This window comes from Pedococcus sp. P5_B7 (genome assembly GCF_054049895.1).
Window position 1 is genome coordinate 1,064,121 of the sequence record NZ_JBFULM010000002.1, and the last position, 25,296, is coordinate 1,089,416.

The 25,296-nt window shown below is 67.1% G+C and carries 24 protein-coding genes; 8 read left to right on the forward strand and 16 right to left on the reverse strand.

Annotated features, from left to right (window positions below; all coding sequences use genetic code 11):
• Positions 1–83 precede the first annotated feature (83 nt).
• From ACXJKD_RS07990 to ACXJKD_RS08040, 11 genes are all read right to left on the reverse strand, one after another.
• Positions 84–887 carry a TIM barrel protein gene (locus tag ACXJKD_RS07990; RefSeq protein WP_457253936.1) on the reverse strand — a complete coding sequence of 268 codons (804 nt, stop codon included), beginning with the start codon at positions 885–887 and terminating at the stop codon, positions 84–86.
• Entirely contained in the window at positions 884–1,663 is a 780-nt protein-coding gene (locus ACXJKD_RS07995) for a nuclear transport factor 2 family protein (protein WP_457253937.1), read from the reverse strand. Before ACXJKD_RS07995 ends, ACXJKD_RS07990 begins: the two co-directional genes overlap by 4 nt.
• Positions 1,660–3,207, reverse strand: coding sequence for a GMC oxidoreductase (locus ACXJKD_RS08000; RefSeq protein WP_457253938.1), 1,548 nt, complete (start codon positions 3,205–3,207; stop codon positions 1,660–1,662). The genes ACXJKD_RS07995 and ACXJKD_RS08000 overlap by 4 nt, the downstream gene beginning before the upstream one ends.
• Positions 3,204–3,401, reverse strand: a complete 198-nt coding sequence (locus tag ACXJKD_RS08005; protein WP_457253939.1) for a hypothetical protein — start codon at positions 3,399–3,401, stop codon at positions 3,204–3,206. The genes ACXJKD_RS08000 and ACXJKD_RS08005 overlap by 4 nt, the downstream gene beginning before the upstream one ends.
• A gap of 2 nt (positions 3,402–3,403) precedes the next feature.
• Positions 3,404–4,411: a sugar phosphate isomerase/epimerase family protein gene (locus ACXJKD_RS08010; protein ID WP_457253940.1), complete on the reverse strand. Its 1,008-nt coding sequence runs from the start codon at positions 4,409–4,411 to the stop codon at positions 3,404–3,406.
• Between the two features lie 17 nt (positions 4,412–4,428).
• Positions 4,429–5,610 carry a Gfo/Idh/MocA family protein gene (locus tag ACXJKD_RS08015; RefSeq protein ID WP_457253941.1) on the reverse strand — a complete coding sequence of 394 codons (1,182 nt, stop codon included), beginning with the start codon at positions 5,608–5,610 and terminating at the stop codon, positions 4,429–4,431.
• Positions 5,607–7,124, reverse strand: coding sequence for a GMC family oxidoreductase (locus ACXJKD_RS08020; RefSeq protein ID WP_457253942.1), 1,518 nt, complete (start codon positions 7,122–7,124; stop codon positions 5,607–5,609). Before ACXJKD_RS08020 ends, ACXJKD_RS08015 begins: the two co-directional genes overlap by 4 nt.
• A gap of 24 nt (positions 7,125–7,148) precedes the next feature.
• Entirely contained in the window at positions 7,149–8,063 is a 915-nt protein-coding gene (locus ACXJKD_RS08025) for a redoxin family protein (protein ID WP_457253943.1), read from the reverse strand.
• A gap of 121 nt (positions 8,064–8,184) precedes the next feature.
• Positions 8,185–8,826: a TetR/AcrR family transcriptional regulator gene (locus ACXJKD_RS08030; RefSeq protein WP_457253944.1), complete on the reverse strand. Its 642-nt coding sequence runs from the start codon at positions 8,824–8,826 to the stop codon at positions 8,185–8,187.
• A gap of 9 nt (positions 8,827–8,835) precedes the next feature.
• Positions 8,836–9,945: a sugar phosphate isomerase/epimerase family protein gene (locus ACXJKD_RS08035; protein WP_457253945.1), complete on the reverse strand. Its 1,110-nt coding sequence runs from the start codon at positions 9,943–9,945 to the stop codon at positions 8,836–8,838.
• A complete protein-coding gene (locus tag ACXJKD_RS08040; RefSeq protein WP_457253946.1) occupies positions 9,938–10,426 on the reverse strand; it encodes a C-glycoside deglycosidase beta subunit domain-containing protein in 489 nt (162 codons plus the stop codon). Before ACXJKD_RS08040 ends, ACXJKD_RS08035 begins: the two co-directional genes overlap by 8 nt.
• Positions 10,427–10,509: 83 nt before the next feature.
• Here ACXJKD_RS08040 and ACXJKD_RS08045 point away from each other — a divergent pair, with 83 nt between their 5' ends.
• From ACXJKD_RS08045 to ACXJKD_RS08060, 4 genes are all read left to right on the forward strand, one after another.
• Positions 10,510–12,000: an MDR family MFS transporter gene (locus ACXJKD_RS08045; protein ID WP_457253947.1), complete on the forward strand. Its 1,491-nt coding sequence runs from the start codon at positions 10,510–10,512 to the stop codon at positions 11,998–12,000.
• Between the two features lie 133 nt (positions 12,001–12,133).
• Positions 12,134–13,312: a xylose isomerase gene (gene xylA / locus ACXJKD_RS08050; RefSeq protein ID WP_457253948.1), complete on the forward strand. Its 1,179-nt coding sequence runs from the start codon at positions 12,134–12,136 to the stop codon at positions 13,310–13,312.
• A gap of 3 nt (positions 13,313–13,315) precedes the next feature.
• Positions 13,316–14,800 carry a xylulokinase gene (locus tag ACXJKD_RS08055; protein WP_457253949.1) on the forward strand — a complete coding sequence of 495 codons (1,485 nt, stop codon included), beginning with the start codon at positions 13,316–13,318 and terminating at the stop codon, positions 14,798–14,800.
• A gap of 177 nt (positions 14,801–14,977) precedes the next feature.
• On the forward strand, positions 14,978–16,225 hold the full coding sequence (locus tag ACXJKD_RS08060) for an FAD-binding protein (RefSeq protein WP_457253951.1): 1,248 nt from the start codon (positions 14,978–14,980) through the stop codon (positions 16,223–16,225).
• Between the two features lie 53 nt (positions 16,226–16,278).
• On the opposite strand, the gene ACXJKD_RS08065 is transcribed toward ACXJKD_RS08060, so the two are convergent.
• Genes ACXJKD_RS08065 through ACXJKD_RS08080 form a run of 4 tightly spaced genes read right to left on the reverse strand, consistent with a single transcriptional unit; the run spans position 16,279 to position 19,912 of the window.
• Positions 16,279–17,088: an SDR family NAD(P)-dependent oxidoreductase gene (locus tag ACXJKD_RS08065; protein WP_457253952.1), complete on the reverse strand. Its 810-nt coding sequence runs from the start codon at positions 17,086–17,088 to the stop codon at positions 16,279–16,281.
• Positions 17,085–18,062 (reverse strand): cyclase family protein, encoded by a 978-nt coding sequence (locus ACXJKD_RS08070; protein WP_457253953.1) that lies wholly within the window; start codon positions 18,060–18,062, stop codon positions 17,085–17,087. Before ACXJKD_RS08070 ends, ACXJKD_RS08065 begins: the two co-directional genes overlap by 4 nt.
• Positions 18,063–18,098: 36 nt before the next feature.
• Positions 18,099–18,878, reverse strand: coding sequence for an SDR family oxidoreductase (locus tag ACXJKD_RS08075; RefSeq protein ID WP_457253954.1), 780 nt, complete (start codon positions 18,876–18,878; stop codon positions 18,099–18,101).
• A complete protein-coding gene (locus ACXJKD_RS08080; protein ID WP_457253955.1) occupies positions 18,875–19,912 on the reverse strand; it encodes a Gfo/Idh/MocA family protein in 1,038 nt (345 codons plus the stop codon). The genes ACXJKD_RS08075 and ACXJKD_RS08080 overlap by 4 nt, the downstream gene beginning before the upstream one ends.
• A 315-nt stretch (positions 19,913–20,227) precedes the next feature.
• On the opposite strand from ACXJKD_RS08080, the gene ACXJKD_RS08085 reads away from it, so the two are divergent.
• The 4 genes from ACXJKD_RS08085 (at position 20,228) to ACXJKD_RS08100 (ending at position 23,572) form a co-directional block, all read left to right on the forward strand.
• Entirely contained in the window at positions 20,228–21,223 is a 996-nt protein-coding gene (locus tag ACXJKD_RS08085) for an NADP-dependent oxidoreductase (protein WP_457253956.1), read from the forward strand.
• An 87-nt stretch (positions 21,224–21,310) separates the two neighbouring features.
• Positions 21,311–22,177: an alpha/beta fold hydrolase gene (locus ACXJKD_RS08090; RefSeq protein ID WP_457253957.1), complete on the forward strand. Its 867-nt coding sequence runs from the start codon at positions 21,311–21,313 to the stop codon at positions 22,175–22,177.
• Positions 22,177–22,911 (forward strand): SDR family oxidoreductase, encoded by a 735-nt coding sequence (locus ACXJKD_RS08095; protein WP_457253958.1) that lies wholly within the window; start codon positions 22,177–22,179, stop codon positions 22,909–22,911. The genes ACXJKD_RS08090 and ACXJKD_RS08095 overlap by 1 nt, the downstream gene beginning before the upstream one ends.
• A gap of 58 nt (positions 22,912–22,969) precedes the next feature.
• Complete coding sequence (locus ACXJKD_RS08100) at positions 22,970–23,572, forward strand: TetR/AcrR family transcriptional regulator (RefSeq protein WP_457253959.1); 603 nt, start codon at positions 22,970–22,972, stop codon at positions 23,570–23,572.
• Between the two features lie 625 nt (positions 23,573–24,197).
• Here ACXJKD_RS08100 and ACXJKD_RS08105 read toward each other — a convergent pair.
• On the reverse strand, positions 24,198–25,262 hold the full coding sequence (locus ACXJKD_RS08105; RefSeq protein ID WP_457253960.1) for a LacI family DNA-binding transcriptional regulator: 1,065 nt from the start codon (positions 25,260–25,262) through the stop codon (positions 24,198–24,200).
• Positions 25,263–25,296: the final 34 nt, after the last annotated feature.

The following is a 25,296-nucleotide window of genomic DNA, read 5'->3' on the forward strand; positions in this document are numbered from 1 at the left end:
CACCGGTCCGGACGGACCGTTGCTGCGCCAGTGGTCCATGTAGCTCCACTTGATGCGTCGCCCGCCCGCGCCATCCTGTTGCGTCATCGCGCTGGGACCTGTTCGCCTTCGGCTACCTGTCGCAGGTAGCTGAGCGCATCGGCCGTCGACGCGATGGTCGGGTAGCACTCGACTCCGACCGCGCCGGCATACCCGACCTGGTCGAGCAGCGCGAAGGCAGCCGGCCAGTCGATGGCGCCGCTTCCCGGCTCCCCCCTACCGGGGGCATCCGCGATCTGCACGTGGGCGACCACGTCGATGACCTCAGGAAGCACGACGTTCGGGTCCTCGCCTTCGACGACCGAGTGGTAGAGGTCGTAGAGGACACGGGCATGCGGCGAGTCGACCCCACGGACGACGGCCACGGAGTCGGACGTCATGCTGGTCAGCACGCCCGGGTGGTCCATCCGGGTGTTGACGGCCTCCACGAGGAGCGTGACGTCGGCATCGGCCGCGATCTCTGCAGCGCGGGCGACGGCCTCCGTCATGATCCCGATCTGGACGGGTCGCTTGAGGTAGGGAACGGCAGGGCCCGACCCCACGACGACGTGCGGACAATTGAGCCTGACCGCGTCCGCGACAGTGCGTCGGACGTCGTCGAGGAAGCCCTCGTGGGTGTCCTCGAGGACGAGCCGAGTGGTCCGCGGGTCGACGAGCACCGTCCACAGCTGGACCCCGGTCTCGTCCAGGGCAGCCTCCAGGGCGTCGAGGTCCTTGTCGTGGGTCCAGAAGATCTCGGCCTTGGTGAACCCGGCCCGGGATGCAGCCCGCACCCTGGAGGCAAGGTCTTCTCCGGCCTCGTGGAACATGTACTCCAGGTTGACCGAGAGGGAGTCGAGGCGGTTCACCGGAACGTGTCCTCGAACGTGCCGTACGGGCGTGGCGGCTCCGGGTCGAGCTTCTGGGCGGTGTCGTTCGCGTACGGCTCGTACTTCTGCGTCACGATCGGGCCGTCGACCGCGGGGAGGAAGACCGGCTTGCCGTCGTCCCCGAACCAGGCGAGCTGCGAGTCGTGGCTGTGCTGGTTGTCCTTCGCGAAGCTGATCCAGTCGCGGTTGAACGGCGCTCTCGCCACCTCGTAGCAACGGAAGTGCCAGATCCGCCACTCGCCGTCCTGCTTGATGAAGTCGACGCCGTACTTGCACCACACCCAGTGGGCCCAGACTGGCTTACCGTCGACCTCGCCGCCGGAGAACACGTACGGCGGGGCTTCCTTGGCGATCTCGGGGTCCATCAGCCCGGACTCCAGGCCGGCCATGATCCAGATGCCCTTGGCGGTGGTGCCGTCGGAGGAGACCTCGACCACGGGGGTGGTCGTGTAGTGGAACAAGAGCTTGCCGACCGGCCGTGGACGTCCGCGGTGGTAGGCCGTGACCGACTCGTACGTCGAGTACTCCCCGACATTGTTGTAGCGGGACCGGATCCCTTCGGTCCCCGGTTTGGCCCAGAGCTCGTCGATGATCCGCTCGTCCTCGTACGCATTGTGGAAGTGCATGTAGCGGTTGAACACGTTCTCCACCGCACCGCGGTCAGCAGCGCGCACGGCTTCGAGCTCGGCGCCCCCCACTCGGGCCTCCAGCTCCGTCAGGCGCTGGAGCAGGGTGGTGTCGTCAATGGTGGTCATCGTGCCTCTTCCCTCTGTGCTGGGGTTTGGGTGCTTGCGAGCCGATCGGCCAGGGCGTCGGCTCCGCGCACGGCGAGCGCGACGCTGGTCAGCGTCGGGTTGCAGGAGTTCGCGGTCGGAATCAGGCCGTTGCCCGCCAGGACGAGCCCGGGCACGCCCCAGACCCGCGAATCGGGGTCACAAACGCTGGTGCCGTCGTCGTGCGCCCCCATGCGAACCGTGCCCATGTAGTGCAGGGAGCTTCCTGGTGGCATCACGACGGGCATCCCGTCGATGAAGGTTCCCAAGGCGCCTGCCGCGCGGGCGAGGAACTCCCGCGCGTGGTCGAGTTCCGCCTCTTCGCGTTGAGTGACCTCGTAGGCGATCCTGATACCCGGCAGCTGGAACTCGTCGGGCTCATCGTCGACGAACAGAAGTCGGTCCTCTGCCCGCGGCCATTTCCGGACCCCCCAGCCCATGCCGACATAGCCTCCTGAGTTGCCGGTGAACGGGCTGTCCGGCGGGAGCGGAATGGGGCAGACCGGGCTGTAGATGAGTTGTGCGTGGAAGGGGTGGAGCTCCTGGTCAAAGCGAATCCCCACCACCACTCGAACCGGGTCCACCGGAACAGCAGTTTCACCGACCGGCGGGAGCAGCCCTTCCTTGACGGCCACGACACCGAAGATGAGCGGGTGCTCGGTCAGGTACCGACCGAGGGCCTCGGGCCTGATCCCCGACGCCCACAGCAACTGAGGGGTGCGCAGCGCGTCGGCGGCAACGACGACCTCGTCGGCCCGTTCCTCGGATTCCGCTCCGGTGGCGAGGTCGCGCAGGATGGCGCCCACGACCGCACCGTCCTCAACAACGAGGCGTACGGCAAGGGTCCCTGTCCGGAGTTCGAAGCGATCCCTTTTCGCACCTGGTGTTGCGAGCTCCCCCAGCACCACATCCGTGCCAGACCAGCGCATCGAACCGTCGGCGCGAGGGTCGCCGGCAACGGGCAGCGGTTGGACGAGCAGACCGTCGTCGGCGAACTCGCCCGTGACCAGGTCCAGGAGTGCTGTGGCCTGCGGCGCACCGCTGAAGGCCTCGTGGGTGGTGTGCAGGAGACGCTCCGCCTCGTCGAGCAGGCCGTCCAGCTCCCCTTCGAGGAAGTCGATGCGCTCGGTGCCTACCGGCCGTGGGGTTGCGCACGTCCAGTGGGCCCCTTGACCTCCCACACACGTCGCAGCCGCAGCAGCCGGCATACCTGCGCTGCCTCCAGCCGCGCGACCAACCAGGTGTGTCCCCTGCCGAGCGGTGACCGTGCCCTCCATTCCGCCCGTCGGGATACCGGCCATCCCCGCGCGACCGGATGCAGGCCCTTGCGAAGCAAGCTTGGCTGCCGTCTGCTCCGCCTTGTCCGCAATGTTGCGCACGTTCATGCCGAGGGGCTCGGTCAGGGCCGGACCGGCCTCGACCATCAACACCGAGACCGACTCGTTTCGCTCCAGCAGACGACGGGCGTACACCGCTCCCGTCGGTCCCGATCCGATGACGATGACCTTGCGCTGGCCGCTGCTCATGCGGGAATCTCCCCCGCGCCCGCCAGCCAGTGGCGGAGCTCCTTGCGATCACGGCGGATGGAGCTGACGATGTTGCCGATGACGACTCCGAGCGCGGCAGGTCCCGCGGACGGGCCGGCGTTGACGAGCAGCGAGGTGAGCTGGCGCTCGTCGAACTCTGCGGTCAGGACTGCCTGCCGGATGGTGGAGATCATGGTCACTCCCCCGACGAGAAGGCTGCGTCGAACGAGGCTGAGGGCGCGTCGAAGGCGAGTCGGCGCACAAATTCCAGCGCCTCGGGAGCACCGACGAGGCGATCCATCCCTGCGTCCTCCCACTCGACGGAGATGGGTCCGTCGTAGCCGATGGTGTTGAGCATCCGGAAGCACTGCTCCCACGGCACGTCACCGTGACCCGTGGACACGAAGTCCCAGCCGCGACGGGGGTCTGCCCAAGGGAGGTGGGACCCGAGACGTCCGTTGCGGCCGTTGCCCACCAGGCGCTTGGCGTCCTTGCAGTCGACGTGGTAGATCCGGTCCTTGAAGTCCCACAGGAAGCCCACCGGGTCGAGGTCCTGCCAGACGAAGTGGCTCGGGTCCCAGTTGAGACCGAATGCCTCACGGTGGCCGATGGCCTCGAGGGTGCGGACCGTCGTCCAGTAGTCGTAGGCGATCTCCGAGGGGTGCACCTCGTGCGCAAACCGGACCCCACACTCGTCGAAGACGTCGAGGATCGGGTTCCACCGGTCGGCGAAGTCCTGGTAGCCGGCGTCCACCATCTCGGCCGACGCGGGCGGGAACATCGCGACGTACTTCCAGATCGCCGAACCGGTGAACCCGATGACAGTGGAGACCCCCAGCCGCTGAGCCGCGCGGGCCGTCATCTTCATCTCCTCGGCAGCGCGCTGTCGCACACCCTCGGCGTCACCATCGCCCCAGACCCGGGACGAGAGAATGCCCTGGTGCCGGGCGTCGATCGGGTCGTCGCACACGGCTTGCCCTGTGAGGTGGTTGGAGATCGCAAACACCTTGAGGTTGTACTTGGCCAGGAGGTCGAGCTTGGCCTGGACGTAGTCGTCGTCGTCTGCGGCCCTCCAAGGGTCGAGGTGGTCCCCCCAGCAGGCGATCTCGAGGCCGTCGTAGCCCCATTCGGAGGCTAGGCGCGCGACCTCTTCGAAGGGCAGGTCGGCCCACTGGCCGGTGAAGAGGGTGACGGGGCGAGGCATGGTGGTTCCTTCCGATCTCAGGCGGGGACGGTCTGCCAGGTCCGCGAGGCGGAGCTGGTCTCGACGGCGTCGAGGACACGCTGCACTTGGAGGCCCTCGTCGAACGAGGGTGTGGGGTCACTCCCTGCGGCGATGGCGGACACCAGGTCGACGACCTGGTGGCTGAAGCCGTGCTCATAGCCGAGGCCGTGCCCCGGTGGCCACCAGGCCGCGAGGTAGGGATGGTCCGGCTCGGTGGCGAGGATCCGGCGGAAGCCGGCGGTGTCGGACGGCTCGCCCGCATCGAAGAACTCCAGGACGTTCATGTCCTCGAAGTCGAAGGCGAGACTTCCCTTGGACCCGTTGACCTCGATCCGCAGGGCGTTCTTGCGCCCGTAGGCGAAGCGGGTGGCTTCGAACACGCCCATGGCGCCGTTGGAGAACGTGGCCAGGAAGCTCGCTGCGTCGTCGACGGTCACCGGTCCGCGCTCCGTCGATGCGGTGCCGGACAGTCCGGCGTGCTCGCTCGCGACCGGGCGCTCGGCCACGAAGGTTCGAAGGTTTCCCGAGACCTCGACGACCGTGTCGCCGGTCAGGTACTGCGCCAGGTCGAGCGCGTGAGCGCCGATGTCACCAAGCGCTCCGGAACCGGCCTTCTCCTTGTCCAGTCGCCAGGACAACGGGGCCTCCGGGTCGGCGATCCAGTCCTGCAGGTACTGGGCTCGCACGTGACGAACCTCGCCGATGCGTCCCTGCTCGACGAGCCGCTTGGCCAGGGCGATCGCCGGCACCCGGCGGTAGGTGAAGCCGACCATGGACCGCACTCCGCGCTCGCGAGCCTCGCGCGCCGAGACGGCCATCCGCTCGGCCTCGTCGACGGAGTTGGCCATCGGCTTCTCGCACAGCACGTGCTTGCCGGCCCGCAGCGCGGCGATGGCGATCTCCGCGTGGGTGTCGCCCGGCGTGCAGATGTCGACCAGATCGATGTCGTCGCGGTCAAGGACGCGTCGCCAGTCGGTCTCGGTCGACGACCAGCCCATCCTCTCGGCGGCCGCGCTGAGCCGGCCCTCGTCGCGACCGACGAGCACGGTCATCTCAGGGGCGAGGGGGAGATCGAACACACGGGGGGCCGTTCGCCACGCCTGGGAATGGGCAGCGCCCATGAAGGCGTATCCCACCATGGCCACGCGCAGTGCTGGCCGATCCTGGTTGTCGGTCATTGCAGTTGGCCTTCCTGCTTCGGGTAGGTCGTCGCGATGTCGCGTGCGCCGGCCACGGCCAGGGCAACGGACGTCAGCGTCGGGTTGCATGCGGTGGACGTGGGGATGACACCGTTGCCGGCGACCCTCAGACCCTCGACACCCCAGACTCTCGACAATGAGTCGCACACCGAGGTGCCGTCATCGGCCAAGCCCATCCGCACGGTGCCCTGGTAGTGGAGGGACGCCCCCGCCGGCAGGGTGATCGGTTCGGCGTCGAGAGGGTCGCCAAGGGCCGCCGCCGCTCGCTTGACCGTCTCGCGCGCACGGTCCAGAGCCGCGCGGTCGCCGTCCGTCAGCGTGTAGTGGACCCTGATCGCCGGCATCCCGTACGCGTCGGTCCGGTCGTCGTCGAACTCGAGGCGATCGGTCTCCTGGAGCTCCTTGGCACAGAACCAGCCGAGGCCGACGATACTGCCCGGCTCCACAGCGTCATCGGTGGCCAGGGGCACCGGCGACGCGTCCAGCTGCATGACCTGGCCGTGGAAGGGTTCAGCGTCGGTGAACGGAACCCAGCTCACCCCGCTCTGGCGGGCGATCGAGGGCTTCCCGGGCTCCGCGCCCTGCTCACCCCGACCCGCGCCGACGTCACGCAGCCGTGCCGCGAAGATGACCTGGGACTGGTCGTTCAGGTAGCGACCCAGCGCGCGGGGGCGGATTCCCGACGCCCACAGGAGCTGTGGGGTTCGGACCGCATCAGCGGCCACGACGACCTGACCGGCCGCCACGTAGTGTTCGGCATCGTCCTGGAGGTCGCGGACCACGACACCTGACACGAAACCGTCCTCCAGCCGAAGCACACGAACCTGCGCTTCGGGGAAGAGGCTGTGTCGCGGGTTGGACCGCGTGGCGTCGCCGTAGACAACGTCGGATCCCGACCAGGTCACCCGGCCGTCACCGTGGGTCTGCACCGCCAATGGCATGGGCTGGACCTTGCGACCCGTCGGGCGCGAATCGTCGAAGACGCTGCCAAGCCGTGCTCGCACTTCGTTGGCGAAGGGAGCGCCGTCGAAGGCGTGGGCGGACACTCCGAGGAGGCGCTCTGCTTCATCGAGGAGCTCGTCGAGGTTGTCGATGAACCCGATGACCTCACTGTCGCCGGGCCTCGGGCACGCTGCGGTCCAGTGCGCCCCCATCCCCCCGACATTGCTCGACATCGCCAACGAAGGTATGCCGTGCTCGCCCGGCTGTTGGAAGCCGTCGGGAAGCAGATAGGTGCCGGCTCGACGAAGCCGCCGGTCCTCGGCGTCCGGGTCGACCAGGCCTTCTGAGCGACGCTGCGCGGCCGTCCTTTCCTCGGCGTCGACGATGTTCTTGACATGGAGCCCGGGCGTGTCCGCCAGAAGGGGTCCCACTTCGAAGGTGACGAGATCGAGGTCCGGACGCAGTTCGCTCAGGACGCGCGCGTAGGCCGCACCGGACGGCCCGCTTCCGACGATGGCGATGTCGACGCGTGAGGGGAAGTTCCGCGACATTGAGGACTCCTCGGGGATGTGGTCTCAGGCGCCAGCGTTGCCGCTGGAGGCCTTGCGGAAGTCGCGCCAGCCGGGCAGGTCCCACGGTCGGGCGAGCGCTTCGCGAAGCTGTGCGACGAGGTCGTCCTTGGCCGGGAGCGGGGAGACGCGGCCATCTGATCGCTGGTAGGTCCGGCAGGCGAGGGCCGACGGAGCATCGACGGCGAACAGATCGGTGCCGCCCACCTGGAACGTGGGAGACCCGGGAAAGGATCGGCTGGTTGCCTGTTCGGGAGAGGTGACCTGGACCCGCTCCAGGCGGACGTCGGTGCGACCGATCTCGGCGAGGCACTCGGTCAGGAGGATCTCGGCGGCGCCGTGACTGGGACAGCCGTCGTACCAGAGCAGGTCGACGCGCCACTTGACCGAGCAGCCCGCCGGCGAGGTGGAGGGTCGCTGGACAGGCTCGCTGGCCAGCACGTTCTCGAGGGCATCCCGCACGAACTGGGCATTCTGGGTCGGGTCATCGTGGTCTGCGTCGGGCGCGCCGTGGTAGCGGATGAGCCCATCGCTGTCGACGACGAACACCTCGGGCGTTGCCGTGGCGCCGAAGGAAGCCGTGACCGACTGCTGCACGTCCTTGAGGTAGACGCCGGTGACCTCGCCGGCCTCGATGCGGTGGCGCATACCCTCGATGGAGTCCTTGGGCTGGAGCTGGTCGTCGTTGCTCACGACCTGGACGACCTGAACTCCGCGGGTCCCGTAGTCGGCACCGACCTGCTGGATGCGGTCGTGCCACGCGAGGGCGTAGGGACACCCGTTCGAGGTGAAGACGACAACGGTGGCCACGTTGGCGGAGTACTTCGTGCTGACCGTGGTGCCATCGACGTCCGGGAGGGTGATGTCCGGAGCATCGTCTCCGACCGTCCTGCGGCGAACGTTCGTGGTCGTGTCGGGCACCGTGTCTCCTCTCGACGTCCCACCGCTGTGGCGGGCGCTGCGGAGAGTCTTCATCGTGCGGAACTAAAACAACAGTTCTAGTTCATGATGCCGTGCATCGTCATCAGCGATGCCCGGCAGGTCAGACCGGTGCGAGATATGCGGCGACCATCTCGACGAGCACTGCGAGCAGTTCGTCCCAGGGCTGGTCCATCGCAGCCTCAGGGTCGCTCCCCAGGCCCAGCTGGCGGGCGAGGACGCTGTAGACCACCGTGCAGGACCACGTGACCGCGGCCTGTGGATCCGGGCGAGTGATGCCACCATCGGCCGACAGGAGGGTGCTGGCGAAGGCCGACACCATCTCTTCGTGCGCCCTCTTGCCGCCCGCGGCGATCACTGGGTCCCGGTGGGCGAGCCGCATGAACGGAGCCAGCTCCTCGGCATGCCGGCGCAACAGCTCCGCGAGGGCACGCACGGCGCGCCCCACCAGATCCACCAGGGACTCGTGGGGCGCGACCTCCAGACTCAGTGCCTGACGGGTCTCGATCGCCAGACGATCCATGAGGCGCACATGCGCAACACGGATGAGATCCTCCTTGCTGGCGACCCGCGCGTAGATGGACCCGGTTGAGACCCCTGAGCGCGCTGCCACCTCGGCGACCGTGATGGCACCTGAGCGTCGCTCGACCATCAGGGACATGGCGGCCTCGACCGCGCGGTCGAAGGACTGACGGCTGCGCTCTTGCTTCGGCTGCTTGACCAGCTCGCTGCTCGGGGGCGTCATGCGCAGAGCCTACGAAACGGCCCGGCGCACCGACCCATGGTGAGCCGCCAGTTGCTGACGAGCCTCCGCGGCCGACGTGATCATGCGCGACCCCGCGAGCTCGGCCGCCGATCGCTGGACAGCCTGCTCACCCGCCACGATCGGGAACGCGTCGTCCCAGTAGTTCCAGTGCCATCCTTCGTACTCCGTCGAGACGGCGCCCTTGTACCCGGCGTTGACGAGGAGCGTGATGAGGTCACGGACGGGAACGGACGGCTCCTCACCGTTCTCGTCGATGCCGAAGAACTTGCCGTGGACGTGACGGATCCAGGGCAGGATCTCGTGCCACGAGTCCACCCTGGCCGGTCCGAACAGACCGGTCCCGTTGATCGCAAGGTCGACGCCGAGCTCCGGCCGGCCGTGACGTGCCGCCAGCCCGATGAAGGAACCGAACCGCTCACCGTGCTCGGCGTCGGTGTTCGGCGGACCCTGTCGGTAGTAGTCGCGCCACAGCGAGACCGCGGCCGAGATGAGGTCCTCGCTCGCACCACGTCGCCGGTATGCCTCGATCGCAGACGGCGCGAAGTCGGAGACGGTGGAACCCCAGTCGGCCACGAAGCCAAGCAGGGGCGACCCCAGCTTCTCGTACCGATCGCGAAGGGCCAGGACCAGCTCGTGCTGCCCGTGGTGGTGAGCGTGGACCTCGATCGCCAGCGTCACCCCGTACCGCTCGGCGATGGGGAGCAGCGCCTCCATCGAGTCCGGTGTCAAAGAGATCTGGACGCGCGCCAACGGGAAACCGAGCTTCGCCGCGGACTCGATCTGGCGACGCATGTACTCCACCAGCTCGGCGTCCGTCATCAGGCGGTCGCGCCGGATGCCGACGTCCGTGTTGATGGCCAGGGAGGTCTGGACCAGCCCAGCATCACTCACCACGCCACGGAACCACTCGGCATACTCGTCGGTCACGTCCGGGAAGCCGCGGAAAGCCGAGAAGCCGATGATCTCCAAGCCGGGCCCGTACCCGTCGGCGGACACCCGGCGGATGAGGCCTTCGAGATCGTACTGCCGCGCGTGGAACGCGCGCGTGAAGCTGTAGAGGGTCACGCCCTGGATCGGGGTGCCGAGGCCGTCAGACATGTGCAGCAACCTCCATGGTCTTGCGGCCGTGCTCCTCGATGAGCAGCACGCCGTGGGCGGTCACGATGTAGGGGATGTAGAGGTGGAGGTCGACCTCGACTTCGTGCGTCTGGCCGTCTTCGACTGCGAGGTCCCCCGACAGGACGGCGGAGTCGGTGGTGAACCACCACTCATCGACCGTGTCCGCGAGTTGGTCCAGTCGGAATTCCCTACCATTCATGTTCCACAGCAGGCTGTCCTTGGGTGCGACGTGGCCGTCAATGCGCAGCTCGACGTCAGCGATGCATGACGCGGGCAACGCCCGGTACCAAGGGATGCGAACCTCAACGGAGGCGCGCCGTCCTTCCGCCCTGAGGGTCCCCTCCTCCAGAATCCGGTCGGCGATCATCAACACTCCCTTGCTAGGTCGTCCGTTCCAAGACAGCGTCATTGAAGCGGTGATCTGACGATCGACGAAGGCGTGAATGCCGATGCGAGACATCACCAGAAGCGATGCCCACCTTCAACTATTCGAAGGACGTGAGGCCGGCTTCCGCCCGCCGAGGTCGGATACGATGAAGACGGATGCCGGGGTGGCAATCGCACGGCTGCGACCGCCCGTCGGGCCCGTCATTGGCGGGCTACGCGCACATCGCCGCGTCCTACTCAGGCAGGACTGCCCCCGTGCCCAGTGCCACTCTGTTTGCTCCCGCATACCCATCCACGCGACACCGCCGTCTCCAAGCTGCGCTCCTTGTCGTCACGTTGCTCACGGCCATGGACCAGACGATCGTCGCGACCGCACTGCCCGCCATAGTTCGCGATGTCGGCGGCCGCTCCGCGATGGGTTGGGTCTTTGCCAGCTACACGCTGGCGATGACCATCTCCATGCCCGTCTATGGGCGTCTGGGCGACCTGCGTGGCCGCCGATCGGTCTTCCTCCTGTGCCTTGCCGGATTCGTCATCTCATCCGTCGCCTGCGGGCTCGCAAGCACCATGCTGCAGCTCGTTGCACTCCGCGCGATTCAAGGGCTGGCCGGGGGTGGCGTCCTCGTCCTTTCCCAGGCCGTTGTCGCGGACGCTGTGCCAGCTCGTCACCGCGGCCAGTTCATGGCCCCGGTGGGACTCGTATTCGCGACCGCCAGCGTGGTGGCTCCCCTTGTCGGAGGCGTCCTCACCGACACCGTGGGATGGCGGTGGGTGTTCTGGGTGAACCTGCCCCTTGGGGTCATGGCGCTTGCGATGGCGTTCAAGTCCGTCCCCCGGACCGAGTCCCCAAGCCCCAGTGGAAAGCTGGACGTTCCAGGGGCCATCGTCTACGCGGTCGCCGTGACAGCGCTCGTCTCCCTGACCGGCACGGTCGGACAGGGCGGCCCTTGGGGGAAGCCTGCTGCTGGCGCGGCCCTTCTGGTTGTGACGGTGTTGGCGACCGGCGTCTTCGTGAGGCGGATGCTCCGTCACGTGGACCCGCTCATTCCCGTGGGCGTGTTGAAGGATCGCACGATCACCGTCAGCACATGGTTGGGCTTGACGATCGGGGTCGCCGTCTTTGCGCTCGTCGGCTACCTCCCGACCATCGTCCAGACTGTCCTGGCCGTCCCTGCCACAGCTTCCGGAGCCCTCCTCTTGGCACTCATCGTCGGAATGATGGCCTCGATCTTCGGGACGTCCGCCTTGATCTCTCGGACCGGGAAGTATCGGCGACTGCCCGTCCTTGGGTGCGCGGTCGGTGCGGGCGCGATGACTGCACTGTCGGGTCTGGACGCGTCCTGGAGCGTGCTGCACACCGCTGCGTGGGTGTCCGTGCTTGGCATGGGCACCGGCTGCTACATGCAGCTCGTCACCACGATGGCGCAGGACGCGGCGCCCAGAGAGCACGTGGGATCCGCAACGTCCACCGTCTCACTCGGGCGTGAACTCGGAGTCACCATCGGGGCCGCCTCGATAGGGGGTGCGCTTGCCACTCAGTCCGATGAGGGCGGGCTGTTCCTCGCGCTTGCGGGAGTCCTCGCCCTTGGCGCGGTGGTGTCGCTCTTTCTGCCGCACCGTGAGTTCGTCACCGAGCCCTCACCCTGATCCCGGCATCGCTCGCGCCGATGGTCTCCATCACGAACTAGAACTGTCATTCCGATTTGGGATGGGCGATGCTGGCAACCGCTCGCGACACCCGTTTGCGACGCGACAGTCCCCTTCCGGAAGTGAGTGCACCGTGGATCGTCAGCCTCAGCCTGAAGACAGATTCTCGTTCGGTCTCTGGACCGTCGGCTGGACCGGCGCCGACCCCTTCGGAACGGCCAGCCGCCCCGCGCTGGACCCGTGGGAGTATGCCGAGAAGCTCGCCGAGATCGGCGCCTGGGGCATCACCTTCCACGACAACGACGTCTTTGCCTTCGACGCCGACGACGCAACCAAACAGGACCGCCTTGGCCGATTGAAGGCCGCCACGGATGCCTCCGGGTTGGTCATCGAGATGGTCACCACCAACACCTTCTCGCACCCGGTCTTCAAGGATGGCGGACTGACGTCAAACGACCGGTCGGTCCGGCGGTTCGGGCTGCGCAAGGTTCTCGGCGCCGTTGACATCGCCGCCGAGATGGGTGCCACGACCTTCGTCATGTGGGGCGGCCGCGAGGGCGCCGAGTACGACGGATCCAAGGACCTGTACTCGGCCTTGGACCGTTACAAGGAGGGTCTGGACACCGTTGCGGCATACATCAAGGACAAGGACTACGACCTGCGAATCGCGCTCGAACCCAAGCCGAACGAGCCCCGTGGAGACATCTTCCTGCCTACGGTCGGGCACGCTCTGGCGCTGATCGCGGAACTCGAGCATGGTGACATCGTGGGCGTGAACCCGGAGACGGGTCACGAGCAGATGGCCAACCTCAACTACACGCACCAGCTCGCCCAGGCGCTCTGGAGCGACAAGCTGTTCCACATCGACCTGAACGGTCAGCGCGGCCTGAAGTACGACCAGGATCTCGTCTTCGGGCACGGCGATCTGTTGTCCGCCTTCTTTACCGTTGACCTGCTTGAGAACGGCTTCGTCGGCAGGCCAGACGCCCCGCGCTTTGATGGGCCAAGACACTTCGACTACAAGCCGTCTCGCACCGAGCACCTCACCGGAGTGTGGGAGTCCGCCAAGGCGTGCATGTCCACCTACCTGCACCTGGCCGAGAAGGCGAAGTCATTTCGCGCGGACCCACGGGTCACGGAGGCGCTCGAGTACTCCGGTGTCACGTCACTGGCCACGCCTACCCTCGACCCGAACGAGTCGGTCACCGACTTCCTCGCCGGGGATGACGGCTTCGACGTGGAGGAGGCAGCGGAGCGCGACTACGGCTTCGTCCGGCTCAACCAGCTCGCCATCGAGCACCTGGTTGGCTGACGGGTGACCCTCGTCGCGGGCATTGACTCATCAACCCAGTCGTGCAAAGTCGTGATCCGGGACGCCGAGTCTGGGCAGCTGGAGCGCCGCGGTAGCGCCCAACATCCTCCAGGCACGGAGGTCGACCCTGAGGCCTGGTGGGAGGCCCTCAAGACCGCGATCGAGACTGCCGGCGGCCTGTCGGACGTCGCTGCGATCTCCGTCGCAGGTCAGCAACACGGCATGGTGTGTCTGGACGCGCAGGGTCACGTGATCCGTCCCGCTCTGTTGTGGAACGACACACGCTCTGCGTCGGCCGCCTCGGACCTGATTCGCGAGCTCGGCGAGGGTGAGGAGACCCTCGGTGCCACGAGATGGGCAGAGGCCGTCGGAACAGTCCCGGTCGCTTCGCTCACCGTGACCAAGCTGCGGTGGCTCGCCGACCACGAGCCCGACAACGCCGCCGCAACAGCCGCCGTAGCCCTTCCGCACGACTGGCTGACCTGGCGGCTCACCGGCGCCGAGTCCCTCGACACCCTGGTAACCGACCGCTCCGACGCCTCCGGCACCGGCTATTTCGACGCCGTCTCAGGGACCTACCGGCGGGACCTACTGGCTTTGGCCCTTCGTCGCGACGAGTCGGCGTTAGCCACCATCCGACTTCCGCGCGTCCTGGGACCCCACGACCCAGCGGGCCAAGGATCAGCGGACCTGGGGCTCTCACATCTGGTCGTAGGCCCCGGATGCGGCGACAACGCCGGCGCTGCACTGGGTCTGGGCTTGGGGGCCGGGGACACGCTGGTATCGCTCGGCACCTCGGGCGTCGTCGCCTCGGTCTCAGACACCCCGACAGCCGACCGGACCGGAACCGTTGCGGGGTTCGCGGACGCGACGGGCCGGTTCCTCCCCCTCGCCTGCACCCTCAACGGCGCCCGGGTCCTCGATGCAACCGCGCAGCTGCTCGGCGTCGACCACGAGGCCCTTGCGCAGCTTGCGCTCGGCGCACCTCCGGGGTCAGGAGGACTCGTCCTCGTTCCCTACCTCGAGGGCGAGAGGACACCGAACCTGCCCTTGGCCACCGGTGAACTGCATGGAGTCACTCTGGAGGGTCTGACTGCCGCCAACCTGTCTCTGGCCTCCTTCGAGGGCCTCGCGGGGCTCCTCGGAGCCGCGATGGCCGGGATGCGGGATCAGGGCGTCACCATCAATACCGTGACACTCGTCGGCGGTGGCGCACGGTCAGAGGCATTCCGCGTCGTCGGGTCAAGGACCTGGGGGCTACCGGTGATCGTGCCGGATGTCGGAGAGGACGTCGCCGACGGAGCCGCCCGCCAAGCGGCATGGGTCTTGCTGGGCAGCCCCGAGCCACCGTCATGGCACTTCCGCACGACGACCGAGTACACACCTGAGGCCCAGCCCGACGTGCAAGCCGCCTACGACAGGGCCGCTGGTCGAGTTGCACGAGCGAGCGTGGCGACCGTCGTTCACCTGGCCGGCGATCCCGCGTAAGCCCCCCCACGCCACCGCCACGCCACCGCCACGCCACCGCCACGCCACCGCCACGCCACCGCCACGCCACCGCCACGCCACCGCCACGCCACCGCCACGCCACCGCCACGCCACCGCCACGCCACCGCCACGCCACCGTACGAACGTCACCGCGAGTTTGAAGGAAGAAGGTCTGTTGTGGCGTCCGCCATCGGCACCAATTGGGCTGGCAACTACTCCTACACCGCCGTCGCATTGGCGAGGCCATCAAGTGTCGACGAGTTGCAAGAACTTGTCGCGGGGTCACCACGAATACGAGCGCTCGGCTCTCGTCACTCGTTTACCGACCTCACCGACACCGTCGGGATCCTCGTGGACCTGGCAGGGCTGCCGCACGACATCCGGATCGACGAGGAGTCGTGGTCGGTCTCTGTCTCGGCAGGAACGCGCTACGGCGACCTGGCGACGGCACTGGAGGCCAGCGGACACGCCTTGGCCAACATGGCATCCCTTCCCCACATCTCTGTCGGCGGGGCCGTGGCAACCGGGACGCACGGCTCCGGCGACCGGAACCAGTCTCTCGCCGGGGCCGTACGTGCCCTCGAGATTCTCGGAGCGAACGGCTGCGTGCGGCGCCTCGACCGGGCCGACCCCGACTTCAACGGATCCGTCGTGGCCTTGGGGGCGCTTGGCATTGTCACGCGCCTGGTCCTGGACATCGAGCCCAGCTACCTCGTCCATCAAGCCGTGCGGCTCGGTCTGAGCTGGTCAACCATCGAAGACCGTTTCGAAGACCTCACAGGGGCCGGGTACAGCGTCAGCATCTTCACCTACTTTGGTGACGAGACCGAGAACCAACTGTGGGTCAAGGCCCGGGGCGAACAGTTGACAGCCTCAGAACCCTTTGGCACGACCGCCGCACAAGCTCTCACCCACATGCTCCCTGGAGGCGCAACCGAAGCGCTCACGGACCAAGGGGGCGTCGCAGGTCCGTGGCTGCACCGACTGCCACACTTCCGCCTCGACTTCACCCCAAGCCGAGGTGACGAGCTCCAAAGTGAGTACTTTCTGCCGCGAGAGCATGCGCTTCCCGGGCTCGCCGCCCTGCGCCGCCTCTCCCCCAATTTCCGACACCTCCTGCAGGTGGCCGAGGTGCGCACCGTCGCCTCGGATTCCCTGTGGCTGAGTGGCGCCTACGAACGCGAGACTGTCGCCTTCCACTTCACCTGGGTGAAGGACGAGCCAGCCGTCCGTGCTGCCCTCCGAGAGATCGAAGCCGCCCTGGTACCTCTGGATGCTCGGCCGCACTGGGGGAAGCTCTTCGAGCTCGACCGGTCCCATGTGTCTGCGGCCTTCCCACGGTCTGAGAACTTCAGCAGGCTGATGAACCAAACCGATCCGGACCGGAAGTTCGGCAACCGTTTCATCCACCGCTACCTCCGCTGAATCCCGTTGGAGGAGAAGTCGAGATCGCTATCAGTCGCCCACCTTCGCCAAGCTCACATACTTGCTGCGGGTGGGGCCGAGGTCCACTGACCCGGTAGCACGGCCGACCAGCCCCCGTCGACCACGAGGTTCGCCCCCGTGACGTAGGACGCCTCATCGGAGGCGAGGAACAGCGCACACTGCACTACCTCCCGAGGGCTTCCGACTCGGCCCAGTGGGATGTGCCGGGCGATGTCCCGCATGGGATGGCCGGGCGCGAGCAGGTCCGCTTGCGTGGCTGGAGTGGCGACCATGCCGGGGCTCACGCAGTTCACTCGTATGCCGTGCGGAGCACCTTCGGCGGCGAGCTGCTTGGTCAGAGCCACGATGCCACCCTTGGTGACGGTGTGGGCCACCCGGGTATTCGTCATTGACCCACTGATCCCGGCGGTGGAACCGACGAGCACGATCGCCCCTGAGGGCGAGACCTTGAGGTGTTTCCACGCGGTTCTGATCGGCAGGAACGCCACATCCAGCTCGTGAGCCAGCACGAAGTGCCACTCCTCGATAGTGACCTGCTCGACGGGGCTGAAGCGCGTTGCTCCCGCGTTGGCATACACGACGTCGATACCGCCATATCGCTCCGCGGCTTCGTCCACGCACGCGCGCACGCTCGCCTCGTCGGTGAGGTCCACAGGGTGCGTGCTGGTCATCACTCCTCCAGTGGCGCGGACCAGCTCGACAGTCTCAGCCGCGGCGTCTGCCTGGAGGTCGCAGCCCACCACGATGGCGCCCTCGGCCGCGAAGAGCAGCGCTGCTTCGCGGCCCTGACCACCAGCCGTGCCCGTGATCAGGGCGACCTTGCCCTCCAGTCGCCGTGTCACTTGACCGCGACTGGATTCACCGGTGCGCCAACGGCACCCGTGAACGGGATGGGCGCTGCCGTGAGCCAGAACTCGTAGACCCCGTCCGTGACGCAGTCCTCGCTGAGAGCCTCGAGATCCCACATCTCACCGAGGAAAAGCCCGATGTGTGGGATCGCCACCTGGTGCAGCGGCTGGAACGCGTCGTCGAACTCGTTGGGCCGCACCTCCAGGCCCCAGGTGTCCGTGGCGATGGCCGCGATTTCGGACCGGTGTAGCCAGTCGAGCGTGGTGAAAGACAGACCCGGCGAGTCCCCCCCGGCGTAGTCCTTCCAACCTTCGCGTCTGGCGCGCGTGAGCCGTCCCGTGCGGACCACGACGACGTCTCCACGACCGACGATGGAGCTGGGCCCCTGCGCGACGATCGTGGCCTCGAGGTGCTGCTCGGTGATCGCGAACCCGTCGGGCAGCTCACCGTCGGTCCCGAACTGACGAGCGACGTCGAGGAGCACCCCGCGCCCGGCGACGACGTCCGCCACCGTCTCGATGCCCGTGACGCTGTCGCCGAGGCTTGTCACCACCTGGTCGGCCGGACGCCCGTTCCAGGCCTTGCCGTGGTCGAAGATGTGGCCCAACCCATCCCATTGGGTCGAGCACTGGAGCGGCATCGTCACCACATCGTCCGCACCGCCAAGACCGTGGGGGAAACCCTGTACGCCCGCCACAGCGTCGGAACCAGTGTCGAGCATGACGTGGATCGGGTTGGTCCGCCTGCGCCACCCCTTCTGTGGCCCGTCCATGTCGAAGGACTGCGACAGCGAGAAGCTTCGACCGGTGACGACGAGGGCGGCGGCCGAGCGTCGCTTCTCCTGGCTCAGGAAGTTCATGGTGCCGCGAACGTCGTCGGGCCCCCACCGCCCCCAGTTCGAGACCCGCTTCGCTGCTGCCGCGATCGCGCCTGCAGGGTCGGTCGCGTCAAGCTCGTCAGGCGTCATGGTTGTGTCCATTCGTAGTGCGGTGGTGGCGCGGGCCTAGGTTCCCGCGCGCATGGGCGGGAGGTACTGGGGCCGCAGGATGTCGGAGACTGCCTTTGCCCCGCCGTGGGAGCTGGTGCCACCGTCCACGGGGATCTCGGCTCCGCTCACGTACGAGGCGGCGTCGCCGAGCAGGAACGTCACGACGCTCGCGATCTCGTTGCTGGCCCCCGCTCGGCCCAGTGGCGCGGCGTCGACAGAGGCGGCTCGGAACTCCGCCGGCGCCGACGCCGTCATCGGGGTGTCGATGAATCCGGGGTGGACGATGTTGACGCGGATTCCCAGCGGACCGAGTTCCAGGCACGCCGCATGGGTCAGCCCGCGGAGCGCCCACTTGCTGGCCGTGTACGCGACGGCGTAGTGGCCCTGGAGTGCGGCGAGCGAGCCGATGTTGACGATCGACGCGCCGGGACGCATGAGGGGAACGAGAGTCTTGATCCCGAGCAGCGGGCCAACGACATTGACGTCCTGTACCTCGACGAAGTCATCCCGTGTGGCGTCACCGACTCGCGCACGCCAGGTCGTCCCTGCGCAGTTCACCAGGCCGTGGATCGTCTGACCGGTGTCTGAGAGCTCTGCGGCCAAGGTGTCCCATTGCGACTCGTCGCGAACGTCGAGCGCGCGCACGCCATCCGTTGAGCGCTGGTCGACTGCGATGACGGTCGCGCCGGCGGCTGTTGCGCCCGCCGCCACGGCTGCGCCGATCCCAGAGGCCGCTCCGGTGACGACCACGGTGCGGCCCGAGAGGGAGAGCTGTGCCCATGGCGTCGGCGTCATGACCCGTGTCGGCCCAACGCGCCGAGCTGACCACCCTCGCTGGCGCGCTCACTCACCACCCGAAGTTGGGCTCGAACCCTCTCCAGGATTCGAAGAACTTCAACCGTGTGGGAGACCGGATGGATGGGATGCTCGAGGTCGCCCCGGAGGATGGCCTCGGATGCGGCGCGGAACATCGGGACGTAGCCGGCACCCTCCTGTTCGAAGGTGAGTTCCTCCACTGTCGGTGGGGCCGGAGGCTGTCCCGTCACCACGCGAAGGGAGCGTGGAGCGAAGAGCGGCTCGCCCAGGGTGATGCTTCCTCGCGTTCCGCCGATCCAACCGCCCGGGGGAATGAAGGTGGTGAGCGAGTTCGTCAGCTGTGCAAGCGCACCAGAGGTGTACATCAAGGTGTACGCCTCTTGTTCGTCGACACCGTCGTCGCGGATCTCTCCCACCGCGATCACCTGGTCCGGGGTTCCCAGGACAGCGTGCGCGACGGCGATCGTGTACACGCCCAGGTCGTACAGGGCGCCCCCGCCGAGCTCCGCGACCCAGTACCTGGCCGGGCCATCCGGGGGGACTGGGAATCCGGCACCGGCTTGAATCAGTCGCGGTACCCCGATCTTGCCCGACCGCAAGAGTTCGGTCACGGCTCGAAACGCCGGGGTGAACTTCATCCACATGGCCTCCATGAGAAATGCGCCGTTCTCGCGCGAGAGACGTTGCAGCTCCTCGGCTTCAGCGGAGGTCATCGTCAGGGGCTTTTCACACACCACGTGCGTACCCGTCCGCAAGGCGCGTGCGGCGTAGTCGAAGTGCAGCCCGTGTGGGATGCCGATGTACACCGCATCCACCTGCCCGGATGCGCAGAACTCGTCGAAGTCGGTGGACGCGAACGGGATCGCGTGCTCGGAGGCGAAACTCTCGGCCCGGTCCTTGTCACGCGAGCAGATGCCGACAAGCTCGACGTTGTCGCACAGCTGCAGATCRCCAACCGTTCGCCGCGCTATCCCGCCAGTCCCGACGATGCCCCAACGCACCCTCGCGCTCATCCTGCTCACTTCCTTCGTGTTTGCACTCAGGGCACAGTGGCCCGCGCAAACTTGAGTGACGGTTCATCCGCCTCGCGACAACAACATTGAATCCCTGATCGTCCGGCGAACGAACGCCTGAATGCCAATGCGAGGCATCACCCAGACCGATGCGTAGTCACCCACGACCGCGCCCACCCCTCGACTGCTCAGTTCGCCATGGGTGCGCCATTCCCAGTCACCGCGGCTGCCCTCGGGGGGTCACTTGACAGATTGTCTGAGTAGACTCATTATTGAGTGACCTCATAATGAGGCAGGGTAGGAAGGACAAGCGACATGCGAGCGTTCGTTGTGAAGCAGTACAAGGGACCGTTGGAGGAAGCGGACGTTCCCGAGCCGGTGGTCGGAGAGCAGGACGTGCTCGTCCAGGTCCAGGCTGCCGGGCTCAACCTGCTCGACGAGAAGATCCGGACTGGCGAGTTCAAGCAGATCCTCCGGTACGAGCTGCCGCAGATCCTCGGCAACGACGTCGCGGGAACGGTGATCGGCGTCGGCGCGATGGTGCACGGATTCAAGCTTGGCGACAAGGTCTACGCCCGGCCCGCCAAGGATCGCATCGGAACGTTCGCAGAGCGTATCGCGATTGCCGAAGCCGACCTGGCGCTCAAGCCCGCGTCCGTCAGCCTCGAGGAAGCGGCCTCCCTGCCGCTAGTGGCGTTGACCGCATGGCAGGCGCTCGTCGAACGGGGCAACCTCCAGCCGGGTCAACGGGTTCTCATCCACGGGGGCGCCGGCGGAGTCGGAACGATCGCAATCCAACTCGCCAAGCACCTCGGCGCCATGGTCGCCACCACGTCCAGCAGGAGCGACGCCGACTTCCTGTGCGCACTCGGGGCGGATGTGGTCATCGACTACCGCAGCCAGGACTTCGAACAGCTCCTTGACGGGTACGACCTCGTGCTGGACACCGTCGGTGGAGAGACTCTGCAGAAGTCGCTGCATGTGTTGCGACCAGGGGGCAAAGTGATCGGGATCGCCGGGCCGCCAGACTCGGCGTTCGCCCGCGAGCTCGGCGCGAACCCGCTCCTCCGGCTTGTGATGACCGCCCTCAGCAGCGGCGTACGCCGCCAAGCCCGCCACCTCGGCGTGACGTACGAGTTCCTGTTCATGCGCGCCAGCGGTGACCAGCTCCGCCAGATCACAGACCTGGTGGACGCCGGCGCGGTGCGCCCCGTCGTCGGCCGGGTCTTCGACTTCGACCACACCGTGCAGGCGGTGCAGTCCCTCGGGAAGGGCCGCATCCGCGGCAAGGCCCTCATCAGCCACGCCTGACAAACCCTGCGCGCACCACGAACAACCCCCAACCAGCAACCCCCAACCAGAAACCCGCATCCACAAACCAGAAAGCACGAGAACATCATGAGCACGAACCCGCAAGGACAGGACAACGTCATCACGGCCTACAAGGACGCGCCGACCCAAACCGTCCACGCCGGCGGCGTGACCTACGCCTACCGCGAGCTGGGCCCGAAAGGCGGGACCCCCGTCGTCTTCTTCGTCCACCTCGCTGCGAACCTCGACAACTGGGACCCCCGGATCGTCGACCCCATCGCCGCCGAGCACCATGTGATCACCTTCGACAACCGCGGCGTCGGAGCATCCAGCGGCGCCGTTCCCGACAGCATCGAGGCGATGGCCGACGACGCGGTGACCTTCATCGAGGCTCTCGGCTTCGACCAGGTCGACATCTTCTCCTTCTCCCTCGGGGGCATGGTTGCCCAAGCACTCGTGGTCAAGCACCCCGGGCTGGTCCGCAAACTCGTCCTCACCGGCACCGGTCCTGCTGGCGGCAAGGACATGGACAAGGTTGCCGGCGTCACCTACTACGACATCCTGCGGGCGACCCTGACCCGGTCGGACCCCAAGGAGTTCCTCTTCTTCAACCGCAACGCCACAGGCAAGGCTGCTGCCCTCGCGTTCGTGGAGCGCCTCAAGGAGCGGGCCGCGGACCGCGACGCGCCGGTGTCGGTGAGGGCGCTCCAAACACAGCTCAAGGCGATCAAGAAGTGGGGACGCTCGATCCCCGGCGACCTGTCGAGGATCACCCAGCCGACCCTGATCGCCAACGGCGACAACGACCGGATGGTGCCTTCGGTGCTCTCCGAAGACCTGCACCGCCGCATCAAGGGGTCCGAGCTGGTCATCTACCCCGACTCCGGCCACGGCGGCATCTTCCAGTTCCACGACGCGTTCGCTCCGGCCGCCGTCGACTTCCTCGCCCGCTGATGCCTTCCCTCAAAGGTGGAGTGGTCCTGGTCACGGGGGCCAACGGCGGCATCGGAACCCACTTCGTCCACCAAGCTCTCGCGCGCGGCGCGGCCAAGGTCTACGCCACCGCCCGTACTCCTCGCACGTGGGGCGACGAGCGCATCGTCCCCCTCATCCTCGACATCACCGACGCCGCGTCCATCGAGGCGGCCGTGGCCGCCGCGCCAGACGTGACAGCGCTCATCAACAACGCCGGCGCCAACCCGCCAAGCGCCAGCCTGCTACAGGTGACCGAGGCGGACATCCGGGCAAACATGGAAACCAACTTCTTCGGACCCGTCCTCCTCGCCCGTGCCTTCGCGCCTACGCTCGCCGCACAGACCCAGTCCGTTCTCGTGGACGTGCACTCGGTGGCCAGCTGGTACGCGTTCGGCGGCATCTACAGCGCCGCGAAGGCCGCGCTCTGGTCAGCGACCAACTCACTGCGGCTCGAGCTCGCACCCGAGGGCGTCCACGTGACGGGTGTGCACATGGGCTACGTCGAGACCCGCATGGCCGCGCACGCGGATGGCCCCAAGATGCAACCGGCGGAACTCGTGACCAAGGTCTACGACGGTGTCGAGGCCGGCGACTACGAGGTCATCGCCGATGACCTGACCGTCCACGTCAAGGCGGCTCTCAGCGGTCCGGTCGAGGCCCTCTATCCGGAGCTCCGAGACACCAGGGCTCCCTTCTACGCCGTGGAAGAATGAGCGCCGAGCATCCGAGCCCACACAGCAGGAACCCACACCGCAGAGAAGGGCGGCAGTCATGCCACTCACCTCCCCACCAGTCGGACGGCGCGAGCGGAACAAACAGCAGAAGCTCGACCGCATCACCGCCGCCGCCCGAGAGCTCTTCGCAGAGCGCGGCGTGGACGAGGTCACCGCACAGGAGATCGCCGACAAGGCCGACATCGGTGCGGGCACGTTGTTCCTCTACGCCAAGAACAAGGGCGAGCTCCTCCTCCTCGTGCAGAACTCCTCCTACGCTGACGCCCTCGCCCGGGGCAGGACCGCCGCCGAGAGCATCCCCGACGTCCTCGACGCGGTGATGGCAGTGGTCCGACCCGTCGTGGAATGCAACCGCAAGCAGGTCGACAACGGGCGGACGTACCTGCGCGAGATCGTTTTCGGCGACCCCGAAGAGCCCCACCACCGCGACGCGCTCACCCTGACGGTGCAGACCGAAAAGGCGATCGCCGACGTACTGGCGCGAGACGAGCGCATCCCCTCCCGCGACGTCGCGAAACTCGCCCACATCGTCTCCGCGATCATGTTCGTCAGCATGGCTGCGACGATCAACATCGCAAACCCGGTCGCCGACGTCGTCCAGGAGATAAGAGACCACGTCCGAGTTCTCCTACCCGGGTGACCTAACCGCCGCTCTGCGACAGGGTCGCTTCAGGTCGCGTACTACGGCCCAGGAGCGGGTCCGGTCACCCGCCCCGACTTCGCCGCCGGGAGTGTTGGGTTCAGTCCGCAGCCGCGGTACGCGCCACGTGGCCCATCGGAAGCGGGACGGTGCGAGACTCCACCGCGATTGCATACCCCCACCCGACGGGTCCGTGCAGGTCACCGGCTCAGGAGTCCGACTTCACGGCGTTCGGCACCTACATTCCCAGCGCATTTCCCGCGGGACAGAACCGGCGCAGCGTTTCCGCAGGTCACCGGCCTGACGATGTACCCGCAAATCTTCCTGCCCCAGATACCCCTAGCGGGTATGGACAGAGAGCCCCTGACCTGCGTTTCCGCAGGTCAGGGCCTCTCGTGCACTGGGTGGCAGGTGAAGGATTCGAACCTTCGAAGCTTTCGCGATGGATTTGCAGACCGACGTATGCCGCCCGCTCACCGGCGGCTCCTTGGCGCACCAACGCATTTCGCCGCGATTTCCCCACAGACACTGACGCCAGACGTCGTCTTTCGAGCACACCGGGACCGCCCGACGCCCCGATCGGCGCGTGTAGCACTCCGCCAGTAGTGACGCAGGGCCACGATATTCACGCCGGGAGTCGGGCAGCTCCGACAGCGGTCACGGAGGCGCGGCGCACGAGAGGGCACTCCAGTCGGGCGACCTCACCGGTGCCGTTGGGCTGCCAGGAGGCGGACGAGGTGTCGTGGCCGAGCAACGTTTGGATTGCCAGCTTTCCCATCTCGGCATGAGGCAGCCGCATCGTCGTCAGGGGCGGATCGAGTTCTGAGGCGATGAACTCTTGGTCGTCGAAGCCGATCACTGAGATGTCGTGGGGGATCGAAAGCCCTCGCTGTCGCGCGGCGCGGTAGAAGCCCATCGCGACCTGGTCGTTGAAGCAGAACACCCCGGTCGGGCGCACATCGTCAGGGAGGTCGAGCAGTTCGCCGCCGCGCACGCCGCCGCTGACCCTCGGCAAGACACCAAGGCGCAGACGCGGGTCCGGTCTGATTCCGGCCTCTTCGAGAGCTTGCCGGTAGCCGTCGTAGCGAAGGCCGGACGCAACCAGCCCGGTGTCACCCTCGAGGTAGGCAATTCGCCTGTGTCCGTGCGCAAGAAGCTCCCGTGTCGCGTCGTACGCAGCGGACGTCTCGGAGGGAACGATCGAGCGAAAGGATCCGCTGGTTGCGCGGCAGTTGAGGAAGATCGTCGTCTCGGGAAGTCCCGGGAGGGGTTCGACCTCCTGGTGGAACATGTGTGCGACCACCAGTGAGGACACCTGATGTTGCAGCAAGGAGTCGAGCGCGCGTTCCATGTCGGCGTCGTTGGGTGAGCGACCGATGTTCACGGTGATGAGCAGATAGCCGCTGCGCGCAGCCTCGGTCTGCGCGGCCGCCAACATCGCCACAGCGAACGGGGTGGTGGTCACCTCATCGGACAGAAAACCGATCGCCTGGCTGCTTCGTTGTCGCAGCCCTCGGGCCATCTCGTTGGGCCGGTAGCCGAGCTCGTCGGCCGCCTTCTGCACGCGCTCTCGTGTTCCTTCCGGGACTCGGACACCGTCTCGCTTCCCATTGAGCACCACCGAAACCGTCGTGATCGAGACGCCGGCGCGCACGGCAACGTCCTTCAAGGTGGGGCGAGAGGGCGGCACAGGATTCTCCTCAGCAACGTCGGAAACTGGGCCC

Coding starts and splice junctions, on each gene's coding strand:
- ACXJKD_RS08030 (WP_457253944.1), bottom strand. CDS start 8,826: ATGACGCCCCCGAGCAGCGAGCTGGTCAAGCAGCCGAAGCAAGAGCGC.
- ACXJKD_RS08010 (WP_457253940.1), bottom strand. CDS start 4,411: ATGCCTCGCCCCGTCACCCTCTTCACCGGCCAGTGGGCCGACCTGCCC.
- ACXJKD_RS08075 (WP_457253954.1), bottom strand. CDS start 18,878: ATGACGCCGACGCCATGGGCACAGCTCTCCCTCTCGGGCCGCACCGTG.
- ACXJKD_RS08095 (WP_457253958.1), top strand. CDS start 22,177: ATGCCTTCCCTCAAAGGTGGAGTGGTCCTGGTCACGGGGGCCAACGGC.
- ACXJKD_RS07995 (WP_457253937.1), bottom strand. CDS start 1,663: ATGACCACCATTGACGACACCACCCTGCTCCAGCGCCTGACGGAGCTG.
- ACXJKD_RS08045 (WP_457253947.1), top strand. CDS start 10,510: ATGCCGGGGTGGCAATCGCACGGCTGCGACCGCCCGTCGGGCCCGTCA.
- ACXJKD_RS08005 (WP_457253939.1), bottom strand. CDS start 3,401: ATGATCTCCACCATCCGGCAGGCAGTCCTGACCGCAGAGTTCGACGAG.
- ACXJKD_RS08085 (WP_457253956.1), top strand. CDS start 20,228: ATGCGAGCGTTCGTTGTGAAGCAGTACAAGGGACCGTTGGAGGAAGCG.
- ACXJKD_RS08100 (WP_457253959.1), top strand. CDS start 22,970: ATGCCACTCACCTCCCCACCAGTCGGACGGCGCGAGCGGAACAAACAG.
- ACXJKD_RS08000 (WP_457253938.1), bottom strand. CDS start 3,207: ATGAGCAGCGGCCAGCGCAAGGTCATCGTCATCGGATCGGGACCGACG.
- ACXJKD_RS08020 (WP_457253942.1), bottom strand. CDS start 7,124: ATGTCGCGGAACTTCCCCTCACGCGTCGACATCGCCATCGTCGGAAGC.
- ACXJKD_RS08035 (WP_457253945.1), bottom strand. CDS start 9,945: ATGTCTGACGGCCTCGGCACCCCGATCCAGGGCGTGACCCTCTACAGC.
- ACXJKD_RS08090 (WP_457253957.1), top strand. CDS start 21,311: ATGAGCACGAACCCGCAAGGACAGGACAACGTCATCACGGCCTACAAG.
- ACXJKD_RS08040 (WP_457253946.1), bottom strand. CDS start 10,426: ATGTCTCGCATCGGCATTCACGCCTTCGTCGATCGTCAGATCACCGCT.
- ACXJKD_RS08070 (WP_457253953.1), bottom strand. CDS start 18,062: ATGACGCCTGACGAGCTTGACGCGACCGACCCTGCAGGCGCGATCGCG.
- ACXJKD_RS08015 (WP_457253941.1), bottom strand. CDS start 5,610: ATGACCGACAACCAGGATCGGCCAGCACTGCGCGTGGCCATGGTGGGA.